The organism is Pseudomonas cuatrocienegasensis (assembly GCF_900110925.1).
GTDB lineage: Bacteria > Pseudomonadota > Gammaproteobacteria > Pseudomonadales > Pseudomonadaceae > Aquipseudomonas > Aquipseudomonas cuatrocienegasensis.
In genome coordinates this window covers 237980-258601 of record NZ_FOFP01000006.1, presented here as the reverse complement: position 1 = coordinate 258601, position 20622 = coordinate 237980, and the positions used below count along the sequence as shown (strand labels likewise).

General features: G+C 61.3%; 18 protein-coding genes and 1 rRNA gene. 14 read left to right on the top strand and 5 right to left on the bottom strand.

The window, feature by feature from the left end; genetic code table 11:
- Nucleotides 1-27 precede the first annotated feature (27 nt).
- From rrf to BMW49_RS11190, 4 genes are all read left to right on the top strand, one after another.
- Nucleotides 28-143: ribosomal RNA gene (gene rrf, locus BMW49_RS11205) — 5S ribosomal RNA — on the top strand.
- Between the two features lie 134 nt (nucleotides 144-277).
- Complete coding sequence (locus tag BMW49_RS11200; protein ID WP_069518103.1) at nucleotides 278-934, top strand: paraquat-inducible protein A; 657 nt, start codon at nucleotides 278-280, stop codon at nucleotides 932-934.
- Nucleotides 921-1544 carry a paraquat-inducible protein A gene (locus BMW49_RS11195; RefSeq protein WP_069518101.1) on the top strand — a complete coding sequence of 208 codons (624 nt, stop codon included), beginning with the start codon at nucleotides 921-923 and terminating at the stop codon, nucleotides 1542-1544. Before BMW49_RS11200 ends, BMW49_RS11195 begins: the two co-directional genes overlap by 14 nt.
- Nucleotides 1537-3846 (top strand): PqiB family protein, encoded by a 2310-nt coding sequence (locus BMW49_RS11190; protein WP_069518099.1) that lies wholly within the window; start codon nucleotides 1537-1539, stop codon nucleotides 3844-3846. Before BMW49_RS11195 ends, BMW49_RS11190 begins: the two co-directional genes overlap by 8 nt.
- Before the next feature lie 180 nt (nucleotides 3847-4026).
- Here BMW49_RS11190 and mksF read toward each other — a convergent pair whose 3' ends face one another.
- From mksF to mksB, 3 genes are all read right to left on the bottom strand, one after another.
- A complete protein-coding gene (mksF, locus tag BMW49_RS11185) occupies nucleotides 4027-6834 on the bottom strand; it encodes an Mks condensin complex protein MksF (RefSeq protein WP_069518098.1) in 2808 nt (935 codons plus the stop codon).
- The gene (mksE, locus tag BMW49_RS11180) at nucleotides 6831-7526 is read right to left on the bottom strand and encodes an Mks condensin complex protein MksE (protein ID WP_069518096.1); all 696 of its coding nucleotides are present in this window, start codon (nucleotides 7524-7526) and stop codon (nucleotides 6831-6833) included. The genes mksF and mksE overlap by 4 nt, the downstream gene beginning before the upstream one ends.
- An 81-nt stretch (nucleotides 7527-7607) precedes the next feature.
- Complete coding sequence (gene mksB / locus BMW49_RS11175; protein WP_069518094.1) at nucleotides 7608-8849, bottom strand: Mks condensin complex protein MksB; 1242 nt, start codon at nucleotides 8847-8849, stop codon at nucleotides 7608-7610.
- 269 nt (nucleotides 8850-9118) lie between these two features.
- Here mksB and BMW49_RS11170 point away from each other — a divergent pair, with 269 nt between their 5' ends.
- Nucleotides 9119-10216 carry a carboxynorspermidine decarboxylase gene (locus tag BMW49_RS11170; protein WP_069518092.1) on the top strand — a complete coding sequence of 366 codons (1098 nt, stop codon included), beginning with the start codon at nucleotides 9119-9121 and terminating at the stop codon, nucleotides 10214-10216.
- A 26-nt stretch (nucleotides 10217-10242) separates the two neighbouring features.
- Nucleotides 10243-11487, top strand: coding sequence for a saccharopine dehydrogenase family protein (locus BMW49_RS11165; protein ID WP_069518090.1), 1245 nt, complete (start codon nucleotides 10243-10245; stop codon nucleotides 11485-11487).
- A gap of 315 nt (nucleotides 11488-11802) precedes the next feature.
- On the opposite strand, the gene rpsT is transcribed toward BMW49_RS11165, so the two are convergent.
- Entirely contained in the window at nucleotides 11803-12081 is a 279-nt protein-coding gene (gene rpsT, locus BMW49_RS11160; protein ID WP_069518088.1) for a 30S ribosomal protein S20, read from the bottom strand.
- 195 nt (nucleotides 12082-12276) lie between these two features.
- Between rpsT and murJ the strand changes: the two genes are divergently transcribed.
- The 8 genes from murJ (at nucleotide 12277) to ispH (ending at nucleotide 20147) form a co-directional block, all read left to right on the top strand.
- Nucleotides 12277-13821 carry a murein biosynthesis integral membrane protein MurJ gene (gene murJ / locus BMW49_RS11155; RefSeq protein ID WP_069518116.1) on the top strand — a complete coding sequence of 515 codons (1545 nt, stop codon included), beginning with the start codon at nucleotides 12277-12279 and terminating at the stop codon, nucleotides 13819-13821.
- A 69-nt stretch (nucleotides 13822-13890) separates the two neighbouring features.
- Nucleotides 13891-14829 carry a bifunctional riboflavin kinase/FAD synthetase gene (gene ribF / locus BMW49_RS11150; protein ID WP_069518086.1) on the top strand — a complete coding sequence of 313 codons (939 nt, stop codon included), beginning with the start codon at nucleotides 13891-13893 and terminating at the stop codon, nucleotides 14827-14829.
- A gap of 10 nt (nucleotides 14830-14839) precedes the next feature.
- A complete protein-coding gene (gene ileS, locus BMW49_RS11145) occupies nucleotides 14840-17674 on the top strand; it encodes an isoleucine--tRNA ligase (protein WP_069518084.1) in 2835 nt (944 codons plus the stop codon).
- A gap of 30 nt (nucleotides 17675-17704) precedes the next feature.
- Nucleotides 17705-18205: a signal peptidase II gene (gene lspA / locus BMW49_RS11140; protein ID WP_069518082.1), complete on the top strand. Its 501-nt coding sequence runs from the start codon at nucleotides 17705-17707 to the stop codon at nucleotides 18203-18205.
- Nucleotides 18202-18648 carry an FKBP-type peptidyl-prolyl cis-trans isomerase gene (gene fkpB, locus BMW49_RS11135; RefSeq protein ID WP_069518080.1) on the top strand — a complete coding sequence of 149 codons (447 nt, stop codon included), beginning with the start codon at nucleotides 18202-18204 and terminating at the stop codon, nucleotides 18646-18648. Before lspA ends, fkpB begins: the two co-directional genes overlap by 4 nt.
- A gap of 28 nt (nucleotides 18649-18676) precedes the next feature.
- On the top strand, nucleotides 18677-18868 hold the full coding sequence (gene relB / locus BMW49_RS11130) for a type II toxin-antitoxin system RelB family antitoxin (protein ID WP_069518078.1): 192 nt from the start codon (nucleotides 18677-18679) through the stop codon (nucleotides 18866-18868).
- Nucleotides 18868-19143 carry a type II toxin-antitoxin system RelE/ParE family toxin gene (locus BMW49_RS11125; RefSeq protein ID WP_069518076.1) on the top strand — a complete coding sequence of 92 codons (276 nt, stop codon included), beginning with the start codon at nucleotides 18868-18870 and terminating at the stop codon, nucleotides 19141-19143. The genes relB and BMW49_RS11125 overlap by 1 nt, the downstream gene beginning before the upstream one ends.
- Before the next feature lie 59 nt (nucleotides 19144-19202).
- A complete protein-coding gene (ispH, locus tag BMW49_RS11120) occupies nucleotides 19203-20147 on the top strand; it encodes a 4-hydroxy-3-methylbut-2-enyl diphosphate reductase (protein ID WP_069518114.1) in 945 nt (314 codons plus the stop codon).
- A 59-nt stretch (nucleotides 20148-20206) separates the two neighbouring features.
- On the opposite strand, the gene BMW49_RS11115 is transcribed toward ispH, so the two are convergent.
- Complete coding sequence (locus tag BMW49_RS11115; protein WP_069518074.1) at nucleotides 20207-20620, bottom strand: type IV pilin protein; 414 nt, start codon at nucleotides 20618-20620, stop codon at nucleotides 20207-20209.
- Nucleotides 20621-20622 lie beyond the last annotated feature (2 nt).

Genomic DNA, 20622 nt, shown 5'->3' with positions numbered 1-20622 from the left:
CAGCAGCACGGTACCTCAGCTGAATTGCTTGACGACCATAGAGCATTGGAACCACCTGATCCCATCCCGAACTCAGTAGTGAAACGATGCATCGCCGATGGTAGTGTGGGGTTTCCCCATGTGAGAGTAGGTCATCGTCAAGCGCCTATACCGAAACCCCAGATCTCTTACGAGATCTGGGGTTTCTTCTTTGTGCGCAGGAAAATCGCCTTAGTCTGCTTCTGGCTTGTCTTGTTGGTTAGATGGTTACACTGTGCGGTCTAAACGAGAGTTCGCCATGTCAGAGCCTGGCCCCGTGCAATTGACCGAATTGCCCCTGGAGGCGCTTATTGCCTGCCACGAATGTGATCTGCTGATGCGCAAGCCGCAATTGGCCGATGGCGAGTGCGCGCAATGCCCGCGTTGCGGTTATGAGCTCTACAGCCATCGTCATCATGTTATCCGGCGCAGCCTGGCGTTGGTGTGTGCTGCGTTGTTGCTCTATATACCGGCTAACTTTTTGCCGCTTATGCAGCTCAACCTGCTTGGGCAGACCCGTGAAGACACGATCTGGAGTGGGGTGTTAGGGCTTTATGACAGCGGTATGCAATCGATTGCTCTGTTGGTCTTCCTGTGCAGCATGGCGGTGCCGCTGCTCAAGTTGCTGTGCCAGTTTTTCGTGTTGCTGAGCATCCGTTTCAACTGGGGGCGCAGCTACGGTTTGCTGCTGTATCGCATTTACCACCATATGCGTGACTGGGGCATGCTCGAGGTCTACCTGATGGGTGTGCTGGTTTCCATCGTCAAGCTGGGCGACATCGCCGAGTTGAGCCTGGGTTTTGGTCTGCTGTGTTTCGTGGCGTTGTTGTTCGTGCAGGTCTGGTTGGAGGTGACAATGGAGGCTCATCAGATCTGGAGTGCTCTGTCTGGGGAGGACAGCCATGCGGGCGATTGATGCCGGTTTGCTGGTCTGTCACGAATGTCACCACCTCAACCCGCAGGACAGCGCCTTAACCAAGCAATACTGTGCGCGCTGTGGTGCCCGGGTGCATGCGCGTCGACCTAATAGCTTGGTGCGTACCTGGGCACTATTGATTACTGCAGCGATTCTCTACATACCGGCCAACTTGCTGCCGATCATGACGGTCAATAGTCTCGGCAAGGGGCAGTCGGACACCATCATGTCCGGCGTCTTGACGCTACTTGGCCACGGCATGCTGCCGATTGCGGCGGTGGTGTTCATTGCCAGTATTCTGGTGCCGACCTTCAAGCTGGTTGGTCTGGCACTGCTGCTGTATTCCGTGCAACGGCATCAGCCAATGTCCGCGCGCCAACGTAACTTGATGTACCGGTTTATTGAGTGGATCGGCCGCTGGTCGATGCTCGATATTTTTGTCATCGCCATCCTCGTGGCGGTGGTGCGTTTCGGCAATCTGGCAAGTATTGAACCCGGCCCGGGTGCTGCGGCGTTTGCCGTGGTAGTGATCCTGACCATGCTGGCTGCGCTTACCTTTGACCCCCGCTTGATTTGGGATAACACGGAGTCGGATAACGACCATGACTGATCTGCCCCTGGCCAAAACCCGGCCTGCGTCCAACTGGTCGGCCATCTGGGTCCTGCCGCTGATTGCCTTGCTGATTGGCGGCTGGCTGGCCTGGCGCGCGTATAGCGAGGCGGGCATTCAGATCGAAGTCGTGTTTACCAGCGGTGAAGGTATTCAGGCTGGCAAGACCGAGCTGATTTACAAGGGCATGTCAGTCGGCAAGGTTGTGGCGTTGCGGCTCGACCGCAGCGATGAAGCCCGTGGTGTGATCGCCACCGTCGAGGTCGACAAGGAAGCCGAGCCGCACCTAGTGACCGGCACGCGTTTCTGGCTGGTCAAGCCGAGTGTCAGCCTTGCTGGTATCACCGGCTTGGAAACCCTGGTCTCGGGTAACTACATCACGGTCGCACCGGGAGAAGGCGAGCCCAGCCGAAGTTTTGTCGCCCTGCCAGAAGCGCCGCCTTTGTCTGACAGTCAGCCTGGCTTGCACCTGACGCTCAAGGCGGAACGCCTCGGCTCCCTGGATAAGGACAGCCCGGTGTTCTACAAGCAGATCCAGGTCGGGCGGGTGAAGAGTTATGAGCTGGCCAGCGACCAGAGCACGGTCGAGGTCAAGGTGTTCATCGAGCCTGCTTATGCCAGCCTGGTGCGTAAACACACGCGCTTCTGGAACGCCAGCGGCATCAGCGTCAACGCTGACCTGTCCGGCTTCAAGTTACGCAGTGAGTCCCTGGCCAGCATCGTTGCCGGCGGTATTGCCTTCGCCACGCCAGAGCACCGCAGTGACAGTCCGCCGACTGACCCGAGCAAGCCATTCCGTCTTTATGAAGACTTCGATGCGGCCCAGGCGGGTATCAGAGTCATGGTGCGGCTCACCGACTTTGACGGCCTGCAGGCCGGACGTACGCCAGTGATGTACAAGGGCATCCAGGCGGGCACCCTGAAAACCCTAAAGGTAGAATCTGACCTGACCTCCGCCGTTGCGGAGTTGGCCATGGACCCACTGGCAGAAGACTATCTGGTCGACGGCACCCAGTTCTGGGTGGTCAAACCGTCTATTTCGTTGGCCGGCATCACTGGGCTGGAAGCGCTGGTCAAGGGTAACTACATCGCGATACGACCCGGCGACAAAGGTGCGCCGCCGGTCCGTGAGTTCGAGGCAAGGGCCAAGGCGCCGCCGCTCGACCTCAAGGCCCCTGGCCTGCATCTGGTGCTGTTCAGCGACAACCTGGGCTCCATGGAAATCGGCAGTCCCGTTCTCTACCGTCAGGTCAAGGTCGGTTCGGTGCAGAGCTTTCAGCTGTCTCGGGATAACCGTCAGGTGGTACTGGGCGTGCACATCGAGCCGGAGTATGTACACCTGGTCAACAGCAGCACACACTTCTGGAATGCCAGCGGTATCACCTTAAGCGGTGGGTTGTCCGGTATCGAGGTCAAGAGTGAGTCCCTGCAAACCTTGTTGGCCGGCGGCATCGCTTTTGAAACTCGTAACCTGCAAGCGTCGCGGTCGAAAGAGCGGGTCCCGCGCTTTACCCTGCATGCCAACCGCGATGCGGCGATGACAACGGGCACTGACATCACCATTCGCCTTCCCCGTGGTGACGGCCTGAGTGCCGGCACCACGATTCGTTACCGCGGGCTGGAGGTCGGCAAGGTCGAGCAGATCGGGTTGAGTGACGATTTGCAAAGCGTGGTGTTGCGCGCCCGCCTGACCCAGGCACAGGCACAGATTGCCCGCGCCGGTACACGTTTCTGGGTGGTTAAGCCGCAAGTCAGCCTGACGGGGGCGGCCAATCTGGAGACCCTGGTCAGCGGTCAATACCTGGAAGTGTTGCCAGCGGAGCAGCCGGGCGCTCGGCAGACCGAGTTCGAGGCGTTGTTGAACCCGCCTAGCCAGACCGCCACCGAACAAGGCCTGCGCCTGACCCTGAGCTCGGCGCGGCGCAGTTCGCTGAAGGAAGGCGTGCCGGTTACCTACCGCGAGGTGCCGGTCGGCAAGGTGCTGAGCTATGAGCTGGGGGCGACGGCAGATCGAGTATTGATCCATGTACTGATCGAACCGCGTTATGCGCCACTGGTAAGAACCGGAAGCCGTTTTTGGAACACCACCGGGTTTGGGGTCGACGCGGGCCTGTTCAAAGGCGTCAAACTGCGCACGGAGTCGCTGGAAACGCTGATTGAAGGGGGCGTTGCCTTTGCGACCCCGGATATTGCTCAGATGGGCTCGGCTGCACAGCCGGGGCAGACATTTGCCCTGTTCGACGACCCCCTGCCTGAATGGCTGAACTGGGCGCCGAAGATTGCGCTGGAGCCTAAGCCGTAGCGTTCAAGATAGCGTTGTTGCATACCCCGATTGGGTTTGAATAGGTGCGAGGGAGTGGCCGTTTATCCGCGATCGTATCGCGAATAAATTCGCTCCTACAGACCTTCGCTCAGGCATAGCTTTTAGTCAGCCAGAAAAACCAAGGGCCGCATTAGCGGCCCTGGTCTTTTATGCTACCCGCTAGACGGTTTCGGCGGCTGCCGTCTCGCGGCGCTTGATGTATTTCCAGTCGGCTTCGTCGATGTAGATACCGGCCGGGCCGCTGCCGCCCTCCAGATCGATGGCCACGTGGGCGGAAACCTGCGGTTTTACCGAGGCCAGGATCGGCACAAAGCCGAGCTGCAGACTGGTTTCGATCAGCGCCTGCTGGTTGCGTTCGTCGATGTCCGCCGCCTCGTCGAGGTAATAGGGCAGGCGAATGCGCCCGGCCTGCTCGCGGTCCATCAGGTGCAACAGCAGGTACATGTTGGTCAGCGCCTTGATGGTCATGGTGGTGCCGTTGGAGGCGGCGCCATCGATGTCGGTGTGGATTACCGGCTGGCCATGCACCTTGGTGATCTCGAAGGCCAGCTCGAACAGGTCCTTGAGGCCCAGCTGGTTGCCGTTGGCGGCCACCAGGCGCGACAGGTAGTCCTTGGCCTGCTCGTTCTTCGCATCCTGATCACTGCTTTGTTGCAGGTCGAATACTGAGAGGGTTTCGCCTTCTTCGTACTGGCCGGCGCTGTGGATGATCTGGTCGATGTGCTTGAGCGCGTCCTTGTTCGGCGCCAGGACGATGCGGAAGCTCTCCAGGTTGGAGACCTGACGCTTGTTGATCTCGCGGTTGAACAGCGCCAGTTGGTGCTCCAGGTTGTCGTAGTCGCTACGGATATTGCGCAGTGTCCGCGCAATGTCGGTCACCGCTGCACGGCGCGCCTTGGCCAGGGTCAGGGCTTCGTCCTGGCGGTGGGCGTAAGCGTTGACCAGCAGCTGCAGGCGGCGCTCGACGTCGTCCTCGCTGTCGAACTTGGCTACACCCTTGAGGCGCACCTGGGCGTACAGCGCCTCGATCTGCCCGTCCACGCGCTGCAGGCCCTGCCAGGCGTCCTGGTAGTCGTTGAGCAGCGGCAGCAGGTTGTCCAGCGAGTCATCCACCGGCTCCATAAAGGGTGTACCGAACGGCAGGTTGGCCGGCAGCAGTTGGCGACGGCGCAGGGCGTCTTCGAGGGTGCGCTCCTTGGCTTCCAGGTCTGCGATCTGCCGGCCGATCAGTTGCAGCTTGGCGGACAGCTGCTGCACCCGCTCGGTGAAGGCATCGCTGGCGCGGCGCAGGTCGTCCTGGGCGGCTTCCAGCTGGGCCAGTTGTTCCAGCTTGCCAGCTTCCTCGACCGCCAGGGTCTGGCTGCGGCGGAAATCTTCCAGGGCTTTTTGTGCATCCAGCACGGCCTGGTACAGCTGCTCGGCCTGGGCCTTGCTCGCGGCACGGTCGGCGGCTACTGCCTGCTGGGTCTTGAGCTGTTTGTATTCACGCTCCAGGCGATCCTTCTGGTCGCGCAGGGCGGCACGGTCGGCCAGGGCTTGCAGGGCGGGCGGCTCGATATGCGAGAGGTCGATGCTCAGTCCAGGCACTTCAAAGTGCTCACCGTTAAAGCCATCGAGGATGGCTTCGAGGGATTTGACCCAGGTGTCGCCGTCGGCCACCTGAATGCCTTTCTCGCCCAGGGGCAGGCTGAACAGCTGACCGTTGAACAGGCGCATCAGGCGGTCGACATCGGCCTGGCTGAATTCTTCACGCAGGCGCGAGTAGCTGTTGTTGTCGGCGTGGTCGAGTTGCTGTTTCACCGATTTCAGGCGCTTGTCCAGGTCACGCAGGCGCTCGTCGAGGTCTTCGGCGGAGAACTGCCGCGATTGCGCCAGGGCGCCGGCCAGCTCATCGTGAGCATCCTTGGCGGCGAGCAGTTGCGCCTCCAGTTGCTTGACGTCATCGACCAGGGCGAAGCGGTTCTTCAGCACCGAGAGTTCACCCAGCCAGCGCTGGATCTCGCTGATTGCCCGCTCCAGGCGCATCAGCTCGGCGGTGCCGCCGCGTTGTTCGTTCTGCAGGCCGTCCTGCTCGCCTTTGTAGTGCTCGGCCTGGATCACCAGCTCTTCTTTACGCGCATCGGCGTAGTCGTGCCAGGTGCCGAGCAGTGAGTCGAGCAGCGGCGACAGGCGATGTAACTTCCCACGCAGCAGATCGCGCTGGGCCAGGCCGCCGGCCAGGGCTTCGATCAATGGGCCGGCGGTGACCATCGCCTGGTAGTCCTGCTCCATGCGGCGCACGTCGCGGAAGGCTTCTTCGGTGGCGGCGATATAGTCGACGCTGCCCGAACGCAGGCTGTGCTCGAAGGCATCGAGGAACAGCTGCTTGAGCTTGGCGGCAGTGATCTCGCGCATGTGCAGCAGGTTGATAAACAGTGCGCGGAAGGTCTTCAGGCTCTGTTCGCTGGTCGAGCGCAGTGGGATCAGGGTCAGGTCCAGCGGGATGCTGGTGTGCCCACCCACCAGCAGGCGGCGCAGCTCATCTGGCTTGAGCTCGAAGGCTTTGATGCCGGCGCGCTCCAGGTTGTTGAACAGCTCACGTTGACGCAGGCAGGTGCCGTTTTGCTGGTAGTGCTCCAGGTCCAGCTCGCCGGCGTAAGCGAAGAACTGGTGACCGAAGCCGCCGCCCGGCCCTCGTCCGGCCACGCCGATGACATGGGGGCCGTGGGGCAGGGCGACTTCCACGAGGATGTAGCTGGTGTCGGTGGCGAAGTAGAACTTGCGCGACTGCTCCAGGCTGTACTTGCCGAAGCTCATGTCTGACATGCGCGCGAGGATGGGGAACTGCAGCGCGTTGATCGACGCCGATTTACCCAGGTTGTTGGCGCCATATACCGACAACGGGTTTTCCAGCGGAAACAGGCCTAGGCTGTAACCGGCGGTGTTCAGTAGAGCGAAGCGGCGAATGCCGTAGCGTTCCTGGCTCATACGTCGTGCTCCTGTGCAGCGCGTTCTTCGGCCAGGGCGCGGGCCATGGCCTCGTCCTCGGACTCTTCGACGGCTTCGTCGAGGCTGATGATCGGGTCGCCGCTGTCATCGTCGATCAGCACCGGGGCCGGCAGTGGTAGGTTGTTGCTGTGCAGGCTGGCGGCGAGGTCGCGGTCGTGTTGCACGGCCAGGCAGACATCGAGGAAGCGGTGCATCGGCGGCAGGAAGCGGTACACACCGTTGCTGTCCTCGGCGAAACCGAGTTGGGTCAGGCGGCGGATGACCTTGTCTTCGAGTTCTTCGTGGGTGGTGACTTCGGCCTGTAGAAACAGGTCGCGGTACTTGTCGAGCAGCGCCGGTAACTCATCACGGCCGATACTGCCACCATCCAGTACCGACAGCGGGTCGCGGCCCTGGTCAGCCAGGTGTTCGACCAGAATAAAGGTGAACAGCGCCAGGCGCTGGGCGGTCTTGTTGACCTGGGCGCCCATCTGCTCGGGGACGAAGTAATAGAAGCCGCGCGGGTCGCATACCAGCTCGAAGCCGAGGGCCTTGAACAGCGCGCGGTATTGGTCCTGCTGGCTGGTCAGCTGGGCGTAGCATTCCGGCTCGCTGCGCGAGAGGTGGTAGCCCTTGAACAGCTCACGGAAGATGGCCGAGAGCTGGGTCATTTCTTTCAAATCAATGTTCATACGCAATGCTCACAGGCAATCGTAGGGTGCGTCATGCGCACCATTTCGGCAGTTTTGGTGCGAGCGCACCCTAGTGGCAGGTCAGGCACTGGGGCGGCCCACCAGGGCAACGGAGCTCAGGCTGACTTCGTGGTCGCGGGTCAGGTACTGGCGGCGTTCCAGGCGGTCACGCTGGAAGCGGTTATCGCGCGACAGGCGCGAGAACCAATAGAGCAACTCGTCGGTGGCGCCTTCGGGCTCCTGCTCCAGCAGCCAGGTCATCAGGTCAGGCAGCGGCAGGGCCTGTTCGCAGCGATCGAGCATTTCCCGCGCGGTCTTCGGTGCGCGTGGGCTGTCGCCGGTGCGCTTGCCGCTGGCCTTGGGGAAGTGCGCGGGCTTGGCCTCGAAACGCGCCAGGGCGTAGACATAGGCCTCGACCTGGCTGGCGCTGCCAAGAAAGGTGCTCTGCGGCCGGCTGAACAGCGGCAGGGCCGCCTGGGGCACGGCGTCCAGGCCCTTTTTGCGGATCACCGACAAGGCCAATGCCGCGCCACGGGTGACTGCGTTGTGCCGGCGCGCTTCCTCGCGCAACGGCAGCAGCAGTTCGCGGGCCTTGCGCAGGGTCAACTGGGCGCTGGTCTGCATCTCCAGAATGCGCGCGTGGGTGCGCAGCAACAGGTCATCGTCGACCAACTGGCCGAGGCGCTGCTGCTCGCCGAGCAAGCGCAGCAAGACGTGCTCGACGCGGTACACACCCTGCTCGAAGGCACCATCGGCGGCGACCAGCTGGATCATCGGCTCGACGTATTCGTCCCAGGTCGCCAGTACTTCGGCATAGCGCTGGCGCAGGGGGATCTGTCGGTCGCTGGTCTTGGCGCGTTCGGCCACGGCGATCAGCGCCTGCTCGTCATTGCCGAGCTTCTTCAGCACGTCGCGCACGCGCATGTCGAGCAGGCGCAGTTGGCGGGTCAGGTCATGGGCATCGCGTACCTCGAATGCGTCCTGGATATAACCAGCCAGACGCTCCAGGTGGCGCAGGTAGGCTTCGATTTCCAGGCACAGGCCCAGGCGGTGTTCGCGGCGCAGGTAAGCGAGGAAATCGTGGATCTGCGCGTTCAGCTCGAAGCGGTTGGGGCTCTTGGCCACCGGCACCAGGATATCCAGGCGGATCCACTGATCGAGCAGCGCGGTGATCTCCACCACGGTGCTGTCGGGCAACTGCGCGGCCAGTTGGTTGCGCAGCTCGATCAGGCTCAGGGTACCGGCGTCGAAGCGCTCGCAGAGCGGTTCGAGTAACGTCCAGTGTTCGGCAAGGGCGCGCAGTACGCGCTTGGGATCGATCATCGAAAGGGCCGGTCGCTCAATTTGAAAAGCGCCGATTGTACTGCATTGCACGGCTTCGCCCGAGTACCGGGCGGCGTGCGTCATGTGGCTGTCATCCCAGGCAGGCACCCTGGCCGGCAATTACTGGGTGGAAAACGCGCCGATCTCGGACGAAATACCCCCTTTGCTCTTTCGATCTGCGCCGGTTGCCGGCACAATTCGCGTCCGATTTTTTAGGGGGCTCAGCTACAGCTGACGCCTCACCGGCCGACCAGTTTTGGGGCATACCGATGATCAAGACGCCGTACTACCTCATCGACAAACAGAAGCTCTTGGGCAACCTGGAGAAGATCGCCTACGTGCGTGAGCATTCCGGGGCCAAGGCGCTGCTGGCGCTCAAGTGCTTCGCCACCTGGTCGGTGTTCGACCTGATGCAGCAGTACATGGACGGCACCACCTCGTCGTCGCTGTACGAGCTCAAGCTGGGTAGGCAGAAGTTCGCCGGCGAAACCCATGCCTACAGCGTGGCCTGGGCCGACGACGAAATCGACGAGATGGTCGCCAACTGCGACAAGATCATCTTCAACTCCATAGGCCAGCTCGAGCGTTTCGCGGAGCGCACCGAAGGCACCATCCGCGGCTTGCGGGTCAACCCGCAAGTGAGCAGCTCCGACTACCTGCTGGCCGACCCGGCGCGTCCGTTCAGCCGCCTGGGCGAGTGGGACCCGGAGAAGGTTGCCGCGGTGATGGATAAGATCAGCGGCTTTATGTTCCACAACAACTGCGAGAACGGCAGCTTCGAGCTGTTCGACCAGATGCTGAGCACCATCGAGGAGCGCTTCGGCCATCTGATTGCCCGGGTCGAGTGGGTCAGTCTTGGAGGTGGCATCCACTTCACCGGTGAGGGCTATCCGCTGGATGCCTTCTGCGCGCGGCTGAAAGCCTTCTCGGAAAAATACGGCGTACAGATCTATCTGGAGCCGGGCGAAGCGGCGATCACTCTGAGCGCTTCGCTGGAAGTCACCGTGCTCGACACCCTGTACAACGGCAAGCACCTGGCGGTGGTCGACAGCTCCATCGAAGCGCACATGCTCGACCTGCTGATCTACCGCCTCAACGCCAAGCTGGCGCCCAGCGAGGGTGAGCACACCTACATGGTCTGCGGTAAATCCTGTCTGGCCGGCGATATCTTTGGTGAGTACCAATTCGAGCGTCCGTTGGCCATCGGCGATCGTCTGTCGTTTATCGACGCAGCGGGTTACACAATGGTCAAGAAAAACTGGTTCAACGGTTTGAAAATGCCGTCCATCGTGGTGAAGCAACTCGACGGCAGCGTCGAGGTGGTTCGCGAGTTTGGTTTTAACGACTACCTGTCCAGCCTCTCCTGAGGCCGCAGTTCAAGGGGGTGAAACAATTGAAGAAGAACGTTCTTATCATTGGTGCAGGAGGTGTCGCCAAGGTGGTGGCCCACAAGTGCGCGCAGCACAACGACGAACTCGGTCGTATTGCCATCGCGTCGCGCAACATCTCCAAATGCCAGGCCATCATCGACAGCGTACAGGCCAAGGGCAGCCTCAAGCAGCCCGGTGAAATCAAGGCCTATGCACTGAACGCCCTGGACGTTGAAGCGACCAAGGCCCTGATCCGCGAAAGCGAATCGCAGATCGTCATCAACGTCGGCTCGGCGTTCCTCAACATGTCCGTGCTGCGCGCCTGCATCGACACCGGTGTGGCCTACCTGGACACCGCGATTCACGAAGAGCCGAACAAGATTTGTGAAACCCCACCGTGGTACGGCAACTACGAGTGGAAGCATCTGGCCGAGTGCCAGGAGAAGGGCGTCACCGCGATCCTTGGCGTCGGTTTCGACCCGGGCGTGGTCAATGCCTATGCTGCCCTGGCGCAGCAACAGTACTTCGACAGCATCGAGTCGATCGATATCCTCGACGTCAACGCCGGTTCCCACGGCAAGTACTTCGCCACCAATTTCGATCCGGAAATCAACTTCCGTGAGTTCACCGGGCAAGTCTGGAGCTGGCAGAACAGCCAGTGGACCAGCAACACGATGTTCGAGGTCAAACGCACCGATGACCTGCCGGTGGTCGGTGAGCAGAACCTCTACCTGACCGGTCACGATGAAGTGCACTCGTTGTCCAAGCACCTGAATGTGCCCAACGTGCGCTTCTGGATGAGCTTCGGCGATCACTACATCAACGTATTTACCGTACTGAAGAACCTTGGCCTGCTTTCCGAACAGCCGGTGAAAACCGCCGAGGGCGTGGAAGTGGTGCCGTTGAAAGTAGTCAAAGCCGTGCTGCCCGACCCTTCGTCGCTGGCGCCGGGCTACAGCGGCAAGACCTGCATCGGTGATCTGGTCAAGGGCAGCAAGGACGGCAAGCCGACCGAGCTGTTCATCTACAACGTTGCCGACCACAAGGACGCTTACGTCGAGACCGATAGCCAGGGCATCTCCTACACCGCTGGCGTACCGCCGGTGGCCGCCGCCCTGCTGGTGGCCCGTGGCGAGTGGGATGCGCAGCGTATGGTCAACGTCGAGCAACTGCCGGCCGAGCCGTTCCTCAAGCTTCTTGATGTAATGGGCTTGCCTACCCGGATCAAGGACGAGCACGGCGACCGTCCGTGGGATCAAGCGTTGTAAGCGTCGCTGCTGTACGAAAAAGGATCGCCTCGGCGGTCCTTTTTTATTGGCTATGTCCCCATTGGCTGTTGCACCCCCATGCAAGCCATCACGCACTCCCGTAGGAGCGCCGCCCCGGCGCGAAGCGTTTGGGCTAGCTGACATGCCGCTGAATGGTCGCTATTCGCCGCGAGGCGCGGCTCCTACGAGAAGCAGCGACGCTGTGCAATACGAGCTGGTGCATAGCCTGAGCAGCGCCGATCTTGCCGCCTGTGCGTTATCGGCAGGCAATAAAAAACCGACCCTGAGGTCGGTTTTTCAAGAACGAGCAACCAATCAGGCAGCAGCGGCTTCGCCGAGTGCTTTGATGTGGCCGTTCAGGCGGCTCTTGTGGCGAGCGGCTTTGTTCTTGTGGATGATGCCTTTATCGGCCATACGGTCGATTACCGGCACAGCCAGGGTGTAGGCGTTCTTGGCCAGGTCCAGGTCTTTGGCGTCGATAGCCTTGACCACGTTCTTGATGTAGGTACGGACCATGGAGCGCAGGCTGGCGTTATGGCTACGACGCTTCTCAGCCTGTTTTGCGCGTTTTTTGGCAGAAGGTGTATTGGCCACCGTCAAGCTCCTCGAAAAAATCTGGGGGGTTACGAACGAATAAGGCCGCGAATCATGCCGATATGAGGGCGTGCTGTCAAGCCTGTCGGTCTACGCATGTGCTGGCCTGACCAGTGGCGGGCCGTTACACTCCTCGCCTTTGCGCAGCGCCTGATTGCAACCGGCTGCGCCTGTTCGCGGAAGCCGAATGATCCCATGAATCTGCTCAAGTCGCTGGCTGCGGTCGGCTCCATGACCATGCTCTCGCGTGTCCTGGGTTTTGTACGCGACACCATCATTGCTCGCACCTTTGGTGCCGGCGTGGCCACGGACGCCTTTGTGGTGGCGTTCAAACTGCCCAATCTGTTGCGTCGGATCTTTGCCGAGGGTGCCTTCTCCCAGGCCTTCGTGCCGATTCTGGCCGAATACAAGACCCAGCAGGGTGATGAGGCGGCTCGTACCTTTGTGGCCTATGTGAGTGGTCTGCTGACCCTGGTCTTGGCTGTGGTCACGCTGCTGGGTGTACTGGCGGCGCCGTGGATCGTGTGGCTATCGGCACCGGGGTTCGCCGATGAGGTCGAGCGCTTTGCCCTGACCACCGATCTGCTGCGCGTGACCTTTCCTTATATTCTGCTGATCTCGCTGTCGTCGCTGGCTGGCGCTGTGCTCAATACCTGGAATCGTTTTTCGGTGCCGGCGTTCGTGCCGACCCTGCTGAACCTCAGCATGATCGTCTTCGCGTTGTTCCTCACACCCTATTTCGACCCGCCGATCATGGCCCTGGGCTGGGCCGTGCTGGTTGGCGGCCTGCTACAGCTGCTCTACCAGCTGCCCCACCTGAGAAAAATCGGCATGCTTGTGCTGCCGCGCCTGAACCTGCGCGATGCTGGGGTCTGGCGTGTGCTCAGGCAGATGGGGCCGGCGATCTTCGGGGTCTCGGTCAGCCAGATTTCGCTGATCATCAATACGGTGTTCGCCTCCTTTCTGGTCGCCGGTTCGGTGTCCTGGATGTACTACGCCGACCGCCTGATGGAGCTGCCCTCAGGTGTGCTTGGGGTGGCGCTGGGGACCATCCTGCTGCCGGCTCTGTCGAAGAGCTACGCCAGTGCTGATCCTGCCGAGTACTCGCGCCTGCTCGATTGGGGCTTGCGTCTGTGTTTTCTGCTGGTGCTGCCGTGTGCGGTGGCGCTGGCATTGTTAGCTGAGCCGCTGACGGTGTCGCTGTTCCAGTACGGCAAGTTCACCGCCAATGATGCAGCCATGACCCAGCAGGCTCTGGTTGCCTATTCCGTGGGTTTGCTGGGGATCATTCTGGTGAAGATTCTTGCGCCGGGCTTCTATGCCCAGCAGAACATCAAGACGCCGGTAAAGATCGGTCTGGTGACCCTGGCGGCTACGCAGTTGATGAACCTGTTGTTCGTCTTCGTGATCCCGCTGGCCCATGCCGGCTTGGCCTTGTCGATTGGCTTGGCGGCCTGCCTGAACGCCGGCTTGCTCTACTGGCAGTTGCGTCGCCTGAACATGTTCCAGCCCCAGGCGGGGTGGCTGCTGTTTGTCGGCAAGCTGCTGCTGGCCCTTATTGCTATGGTGGCCAGCTTGCTGCTGGCGCTGCACTGGATGCCGGCCTGGGCCGAGGGCGACATGCTCTGGCGCCTGACGCGCCTGGCAGGCTTGGTGCTGTTGGGCGTGTTGAGCTATTTCGCGGTGTTGCTGGGGCTGGGCTTTCGCCTGGGTGATTTCGCCCGGCGCACCGCGCATTGATGTTCGCGCGCCTGTTGTCGGCGCGCGGCTGTGCGTATAATTGGCGACTTTGTGAGCAAGAAGCGCGCTATGCAGCTGGTTCGAGGCCTTCATAACTTGCGGCCCCAGCATCGGGGCTGTGTCGCCACCATTGGCAATTTCGACGGTGTCCACCGTGGCCATCAGGCGATTTTGGCGCGCCTGCGCGAACGGGGTGCCGAGCTGGGGCTGCCGACCTGCGTGGTGATTTTCGAGCCGCAACCGCGTGAGTTCTTCGCTCCCCAGACGGCGCCTGCGCGTATCACCCGGCTGCGTGACAAGCTTGCGCTGCTCGCGGCCGAGGGTGTCGACCGGGTGCTGTGCCTGAGTTTCAACCGGCGCCTGCGCGAGCTGAGCGCCAGCCAGTTTGTCCATGAGGTCATGGTCGAGGGGCTGGGCGTCAAGCACCTGGAAGTGGGCGATGATTTTCGTTTCGGCTGTGACCGGGCAGGGGATTTTGCCTTTCTCGAACAGGCCGGTGTGCGTGAGGGCTTCAGTGTCGAAGCCGCCAGCACGGTGCAACTCGATGGCGCCCGGGTCAGCAGCACGCGAGTGCGTGAGGCCCTGGCTGAGGCGGACTTCGCGTTGGCCGAGCGCCTTCTCGGTCGGCCGTTCCGCATCGTCGGGCGGGTGCTGCACGGGCAGAAGCTCGGTCGCCAGCTGAATGCGCCAACCGCCAATGTGCAGCTCAAGCGCAAGCGTGTACCGCTGACCGGGGTTTACCTGGTCAGCGCCGAGATAGACGGCCAGCCATGGCCCGGGGTCGCCAATATTGGTGTGCGCCCCAGCGTGGCTGGCGACGGGAGCGCCCACCTCGAGGTGCACCTGCTGGATTTTGCCGGCGACCTGTATGGCCGGCGTTTGATGGTGGCCTTCCACCACAAGCTGCGTGATGAGCAGCGTTTCGCCTCTCTCGAGGCACTGAAGACGGCAATTGCTGCCGATATTGCCGCCGCCCGCGCCCATTGGCAGGGTCAACCGCTTACGTGAAGAGCCTGAGATGACCGACTACAAAGCCACGTTGAATCTTCCTGATACCCAGTTCCCGATGAAAGCCGGGCTGCCGCAGCGCGAGCCGCAGATTCTGCAGCGCTGGAACGAGATTGGCCTGTATCAGAAGCTGCGTGAGATTGGCGCCGATCGGCCGAAATTCGTCCTGCACGACGGCCCGCCCTATGCCAACGGCAGCATCCACATCGGTCACGCGCTGAACAAGATTCTCAAGGACATCATCACCCGCTCCAAGACCATCGCCGGCTTCGATGCGCCTTATGTACCGGGCTGGGATTGCCACGGCCTGCCGATCGAGCACAAGGTCGAAACCACCTTCGGCAAGAATCAGCCGGCTGACCTGACCCGCGAGCGCTGCCGCACCTACGCGGCCGAGCAGGTCGAAGAGCAGAAGGGCAACTTCATCCGTCTCGGCGTGCTGGGTGAGTGGGACAATCCCTACCTGACCATGAACTTCGCCAACGAAGCCGGGGAAATCCGCGCCCTGGCCGAGATCGTCAAGAAAGGCTTCGTGTTCAAGGGCCTGAAGCCGGTCAACTTCTGCTTCGATTGCGGCTCGGCCCTGGCCGAAGCGGAGGTCGAATACCAGGACAAGAAGTCCGAAGCCATCGACGTCGCCTTCCCGGTCGAAGACGCCGACAAGCTGGCCGCCGCGTTCGGCCTGGCCAGCCTGAGCAAGCCGACTAGCATCGTCATCTGGACCACCACACCCTGGACCATCCCGGCCAACCAGGCGCTGAACGTGCACCCGGAGTTCAACTACGCCCTGGTGGATGTCGGTGATCGCCTGCTGCTGCTGGCCGAAGAAATGGTTGAGAGCAGCCTGCAACGTTACGGCTTGCAGGGCGAAGTCATCGCCACCGCGGCGGGTGCGGCGCTGGAGCTGATCAACTTCCGTCATCCGTTCTACGAGCGCCTGTCGCCGCTGTACCTGGCCGACTATGTCGAACTGGGCGCCGGCACGGGCGTGGTGCACTCCGCACCGGCCTACGGTGAGGACGACTTCTACAGCTGCAAGCGCTACGGCATGAGCAACGACGACATCCTCAACCCGGTGCAGAGCAACGGCGTGTATGTCGATTCGCTGCCGTTCTTTGGCGGCCAGTTTATCTGGAAGGCCAACCCGGCCATCGTCGCCAAGCTCGAAGAAGTCGGCGCGCTGCTCAAGCATGAAACCATCAGCCACAGTTACATGCACTGCTGGCGCCACAAGACGCCGCTGATCTACCGCGCCACCGCGCAGTGGTTTATCGGCATGGACAAGCAGCCGCACGAGGGCAAAACCCTGCGTGAGCGTTCACTGGCTGCCATCGAAGAAACCCAGTTCGTACCGGGCTGGGGCCAGGCGCGCTTGCACAGCATGATCGCCGGCCGCCCGGACTGGTGCATCTCGCGTCAGCGCAACTGGGGCGTGCCGATCCCGTTCTTCACCCACAAGGAAAGCGGCGAGCTGCACCCGCGCACTGCCGAGTTGATGGAAGAAGTGGCCAAGCGCGTCGAACAGCAAGGCATCGAAGCCTGGTTCAAGCTCGACACCGCCGAGCTGCTGGGCGCCGAAGCCGATCAATACGACAAGAGCCGCGACACCCTGGACGTCTGGTTCGATTCGGGTACCACCCACTGGCACGTGCTGCGCGGCTCCCATGCCGAGCTGGCGCACCCGAATGGCCCGGCCGCCGACCTGTATCTGGAAGGCTCCGACCAGCACCGCGGCTGGTTCCATTCCTCCTTGCTGACCGGCTGCGCTATCGATGGTCACGCGCCCTACAAGGAACTGCTGACTCACGGCTTCACCGTCGACGAGCAGGGCCGCAAGCAGTCCAAGTCGCTGGGCAACGTGGTCGCGCCGCAGAAGGTCATCGACAGCTTGGGCGCCGACATCCTGCGCCTGTGGGTCGCCTCCACCGATTATTCGGGCGAGATGGCCGTCTCCGACCAGATCCTGCAGCGCAGCGCCGATGCTTATCGGCGTATTCGTAACACCGCACGCTTCCTGCTCTCCAACCTCAGCGGCTTCGACCCGGCGCAGCACCTGCTGGCCCCCGAAGATATGCTGGCGCTGGACCGCTGGGCGGTGGATCGCGCGCTGCTGCTGCAGCGCGAGATCGAAGAGGCTTACACCAGCTACCGCTTCTGGAACGTGTACCAGAAGGTGCACAACTTCTGCGTACAGGAGCTGGGTGGCTTCTACCTCGACATCATCAAGGACCGCCAGTACACCACCGCCGCCGACAGCGTGGCGCGGCGCTCCTGCCAGACCGCGATGTTCCATATCGCCGAAGCGCTGGTGCGCTGGATCGCGCCGATCCTCTCGTTCACCGCAGACGAGTTCTGGCAGTACCTGCCGGGCGAGCGTAACGAGTCGGTGATGCTCAATACCTGGTACGCAGGCCTGAGCGAGCTGCCGCAAGGTTTCGCGCTGGATCGCGCATTCTGGGAGCGGGTCATGGCGGTCAAGACCGCAGTCAACAAGGAACTGGAGAACCAGCGCAGCGCCAAGCTGATCGGTGGCAACCTGCAGGCCGAAGTGACCCTCTACGCTGAAGAGGCGCTGGTCGCCGACCTGACCCGTCTGGGCGATGAGCTGCGTTTCGTACTGATCACCTCCGGTGCCAGCCTGGCACCGCTAGCCGCTGCGCCGGCTGATGCGGTACAGACCGAAGTCAGCGGGCTGAAGCTGAAGATCGTCAAATCAGGCCTGACCAAGTGCGCCCGCTGCTGGCACTTCTGCGCCGACGTCGGCAGCCATGCCAACCATCCGGACATCTGTGGCCGTTGCGTGAGCAATATCGATGGCCAGGGCGAGGTGCGCCATCATGCGTAAGGCTCTGGTTCTCGTGCTGGAGATGCCCTCATGAGCGCGCGTTTCGGCAAGCTCGGTTGGCTGTGGTTAACCCTGCTGGTGTTCGTGGTCGATCAGGTCACCAAGTTCTGGTTCGACAACAACCTGAGCATGTATCAGCAGATCGTGATCATCCCGGACTACTTCAGCTGGACTCTGGCTTATAACACCGGCGCTGCGTTCAGCTTCCTGGCCGGTGCCTCGGGTTGGCAGCGCTGGTTCTTCGCGGCCATCGCCCTGGTGGTCAGCGTGATTCTGGTGGTCTGGCTCAAGCGTCTGAAACCTGAGGAAACCTGGCTGGCAGCGGCTCTGGCATTGGTGCTGGGCGGAGCGCTGGGCAATCTGGTAGACCGCGTGGTGTTCGGCCATGTAGTCGACTTTATCCTGGTCCACTGGCAGAACCGCTGGTATTTCCCGGCATTCAACATTGCTGACTCAGCCATCACCGTCGGCGCCATCCTCCTGGCGCTGGACATGTTCAAGAGCAACAAGTCCGCCGAGGTCACCCCATGACAGATGTACGCATTGGCCCGGACAAGGAAGTTACCCTGCATTTCGCCCTCAAGCTCGAGAATGGCGATGTGGTCGACAGCACCTTCGACAAGCAGCCCGCCACCTTCAAAGTTGGCGACGGCAATCTGCTGCCGGGCTTCGAGCAGGCCATCTTCGGTCTCAAGGCCGGCGACAAGCGCAGCCTGCCGATTGCCCCTGAGCAGGGTTTTGGTCAGGGTAACCCGCAAAATGTGCAGATCATGCCACGCAGCCAGTTCCAGGACATGGAGCTCTCCGAAGGCTTGCTGGTGATCTTCAACGATGCGGCGAACACCGAGTTGCCCGGCGTGGTTAAAACCTTCGATGACAACCAGGTGACCATCGACTTCAACCACCCGCTCGCCGGCAAGCAGCTGCAGTTCGATGTTGAAGTGATCGAGGTCAAAGCGCTTGATGCGGTGTAAACTCATCGCCAATACGGAGGCCTCCAGTATGAGCGTGCAACTTTCCCCTATCGTTTCCGAGTTCGAGACCCAGGAGCAGGCGGACAGCCACGATCGTTGGTTTCGCCGCAAGGTACAGGCGTCTCTCGATGATTCACGCCCAGGTGTTGCGCATGATCAGGTGATGGCTGAGATGGAGGCCATCATCACCGAGGCTGAGGCAAAGCGAGGCGGTAACTGATGCTACCGATCATCTGGCGCCTTAGCGCCAGAACCGAGCTGATGCAAATCATCCACTACATCGCGAATGAAGATCCTCAGGCAGCAAGGCAGCTCAAGGACCGACTGGAGTCTGCAGTGTTGTCCTTGGCCGAACACCCGTACTTATATCGTACCGGACGAGTGCCCGGTACGCGTGAGCTGGTCGCCCATCCCAATTATGTTCTGGTCTATCGAGTGGCCGCTGATTGCATCGAGGTGGTCAGCGTTCTTCACTCCCGTCAGGAATACCCTTGAACGCTTGAGCTGCAGTGCGTGCAAGCCTGCTCATACCGGTGCCAACCGAGATAACCACCATGCATATCAAACTCGCCAACCCCCGTGGCTTCTGTGCGGGCGTGGATCGCGCCATCGAAATCGTCAACCGTGCCCTGGAAGTTTTTGGCCCGCCTATCTACGTGCGCCATGAAGTGGTGCATAACAAGTTCGTGGTCGAAGACCTGCGCGCCCGTGGCGCGGTCTTCGTCGAGGAACTGGACCAGGTACCGGATGATGTCATCGTCATCTTCAGCGCCCATGGCGTTTCCCAGGCCGTACGCAGCGAGGCCGACCGGCGCGGCCTGAAGGTATTCGACGCCACCTGCCCGTTGGTGACCAAAGTGCATATGGAAGTGGTGCGCTACAGCCGCGAAGGGCGCGAGTGCATCCTGATCGGCCATGCTGGGCACCCCGAAGTCGAAGGCACCATGGGTCAGTACGACGCCAGCAATGGCGGCACCATCTACCTAGTGGAAGATGAGGCGGACGTGGCCGGGTTGCAGGTACGCAACCCCGAGGCGCTGGCCTTCGTCACCCAGACCACTTTGTCCATGGACGACACCAGCAAAGTCATCGACGCCCTGCGCGCCAAGTTTCCCGCCATCGGCGGGCCGCGCAAGGATGACATCTGCTACGCCACACAAAACCGCCAGGACGCGGTCAAACAGCTCGCAGCCGAGTGCGATGTGCTGCTGGTGGTCGGCAGCCCCAACAGCTCCAACTCCAACCGCCTGCGCGAACTGGCCGAGCGCATGGGCACCCCGGCCTACCTGATCGACGGGGCGCAAGACCTCAAGCAGGAGTGGTTCGACGGCGTGCAGGGCATCGGCATCACCGCCGGCGCCTCAGCACCGGAAGTGCTGGTGCGTGGCGTGGTTAGCCAGTTGCGCAACTGGGGCGCGGAAGGGGAGAGCGAACTGGATGGTCGGCCCGAGAACGTGACGTTCTCGATGCCGAAGGAGTTGCGGGTTAAGGTCTTATAGCAAAAAACCGGGTAACTCTGCCTGCGCTTTTTATTTCCAGTCTCCTTGAGCAGGCTGACCTATTTCCAGCAATCTTCAATGCTTTTCACACTGCCGCTACGATCTTTTTTGCCTAATGCGTTGAGGGTCAGATCACCGCATTTGGTATCGCCAAATGTTTCTTCTGCCGTAAAGGTATAGCCGCCGTCACCATCAACGCGGGCAACGGAAAGATTGTATTTACCGGTTTCCGATTCCTTTCCACCAAGCCCTAGCTTATCCAGGTCGTCGTTATTGGTGATGTACACATTGTTTTGGGCAAAGTAGCGCTCCTGGCGAGCGGAGGCGTCGGCCAGTAGTGCCTGACCTTCGCTTCGGTTAGCGCGCTGTACGTACTCCGTATAGCTCGGGTAGGCGATCGCGGCCAGAATACCTATGACCACGACTACTATCATGACTTCAATCAGCGTGAAGCCGGTTTGAGCGGATTTCATCG

Bases quoted from the DNA above. Each gene is read 5' to 3' on its own strand.
- relB (WP_069518078.1), top strand. From the start codon at position 18,677: ATGAGCGTGCAACTTTCCCCTATCGTTTCCGAGTTCGAGACCCAGGAG.
- fkpB (WP_069518080.1), top strand. From the start codon at position 18,202: ATGACAGATGTACGCATTGGCCCGGACAAGGAAGTTACCCTGCATTTC.
- mksF (WP_069518098.1), bottom strand. From the start codon at position 6,834: ATGAGCCAGGAACGCTACGGCATTCGCCGCTTCGCTCTACTGAACACC.
- ileS (WP_069518084.1), top strand. From the start codon at position 14,840: ATGACCGACTACAAAGCCACGTTGAATCTTCCTGATACCCAGTTCCCG.
- ribF (WP_069518086.1), top strand. From the start codon at position 13,891: ATGCAGCTGGTTCGAGGCCTTCATAACTTGCGGCCCCAGCATCGGGGC.
- BMW49_RS11170 (WP_069518092.1), top strand. From the start codon at position 9,119: ATGATCAAGACGCCGTACTACCTCATCGACAAACAGAAGCTCTTGGGC.
- BMW49_RS11195 (WP_069518101.1), top strand. From the start codon at position 921: ATGCGGGCGATTGATGCCGGTTTGCTGGTCTGTCACGAATGTCACCAC.
- lspA (WP_069518082.1), top strand. From the start codon at position 17,705: ATGAGCGCGCGTTTCGGCAAGCTCGGTTGGCTGTGGTTAACCCTGCTG.
- mksE (WP_069518096.1), bottom strand. From the start codon at position 7,526: ATGAACATTGATTTGAAAGAAATGACCCAGCTCTCGGCCATCTTCCGT.
- mksB (WP_069518094.1), bottom strand. From the start codon at position 8,849: ATGATCGATCCCAAGCGCGTACTGCGCGCCCTTGCCGAACACTGGACG.
- murJ (WP_069518116.1), top strand. From the start codon at position 12,277: ATGAATCTGCTCAAGTCGCTGGCTGCGGTCGGCTCCATGACCATGCTC.
- BMW49_RS11200 (WP_069518103.1), top strand. From the start codon at position 278: ATGTCAGAGCCTGGCCCCGTGCAATTGACCGAATTGCCCCTGGAGGCG.
- BMW49_RS11115 (WP_069518074.1), bottom strand. From the start codon at position 20,620: ATGAAATCCGCTCAAACCGGCTTCACGCTGATTGAAGTCATGATAGTA.
- BMW49_RS11190 (WP_069518099.1), top strand. From the start codon at position 1,537: ATGACTGATCTGCCCCTGGCCAAAACCCGGCCTGCGTCCAACTGGTCG.
- BMW49_RS11125 (WP_069518076.1), top strand. From the start codon at position 18,868: ATGCTACCGATCATCTGGCGCCTTAGCGCCAGAACCGAGCTGATGCAA.
- ispH (WP_069518114.1), top strand. From the start codon at position 19,203: ATGCATATCAAACTCGCCAACCCCCGTGGCTTCTGTGCGGGCGTGGAT.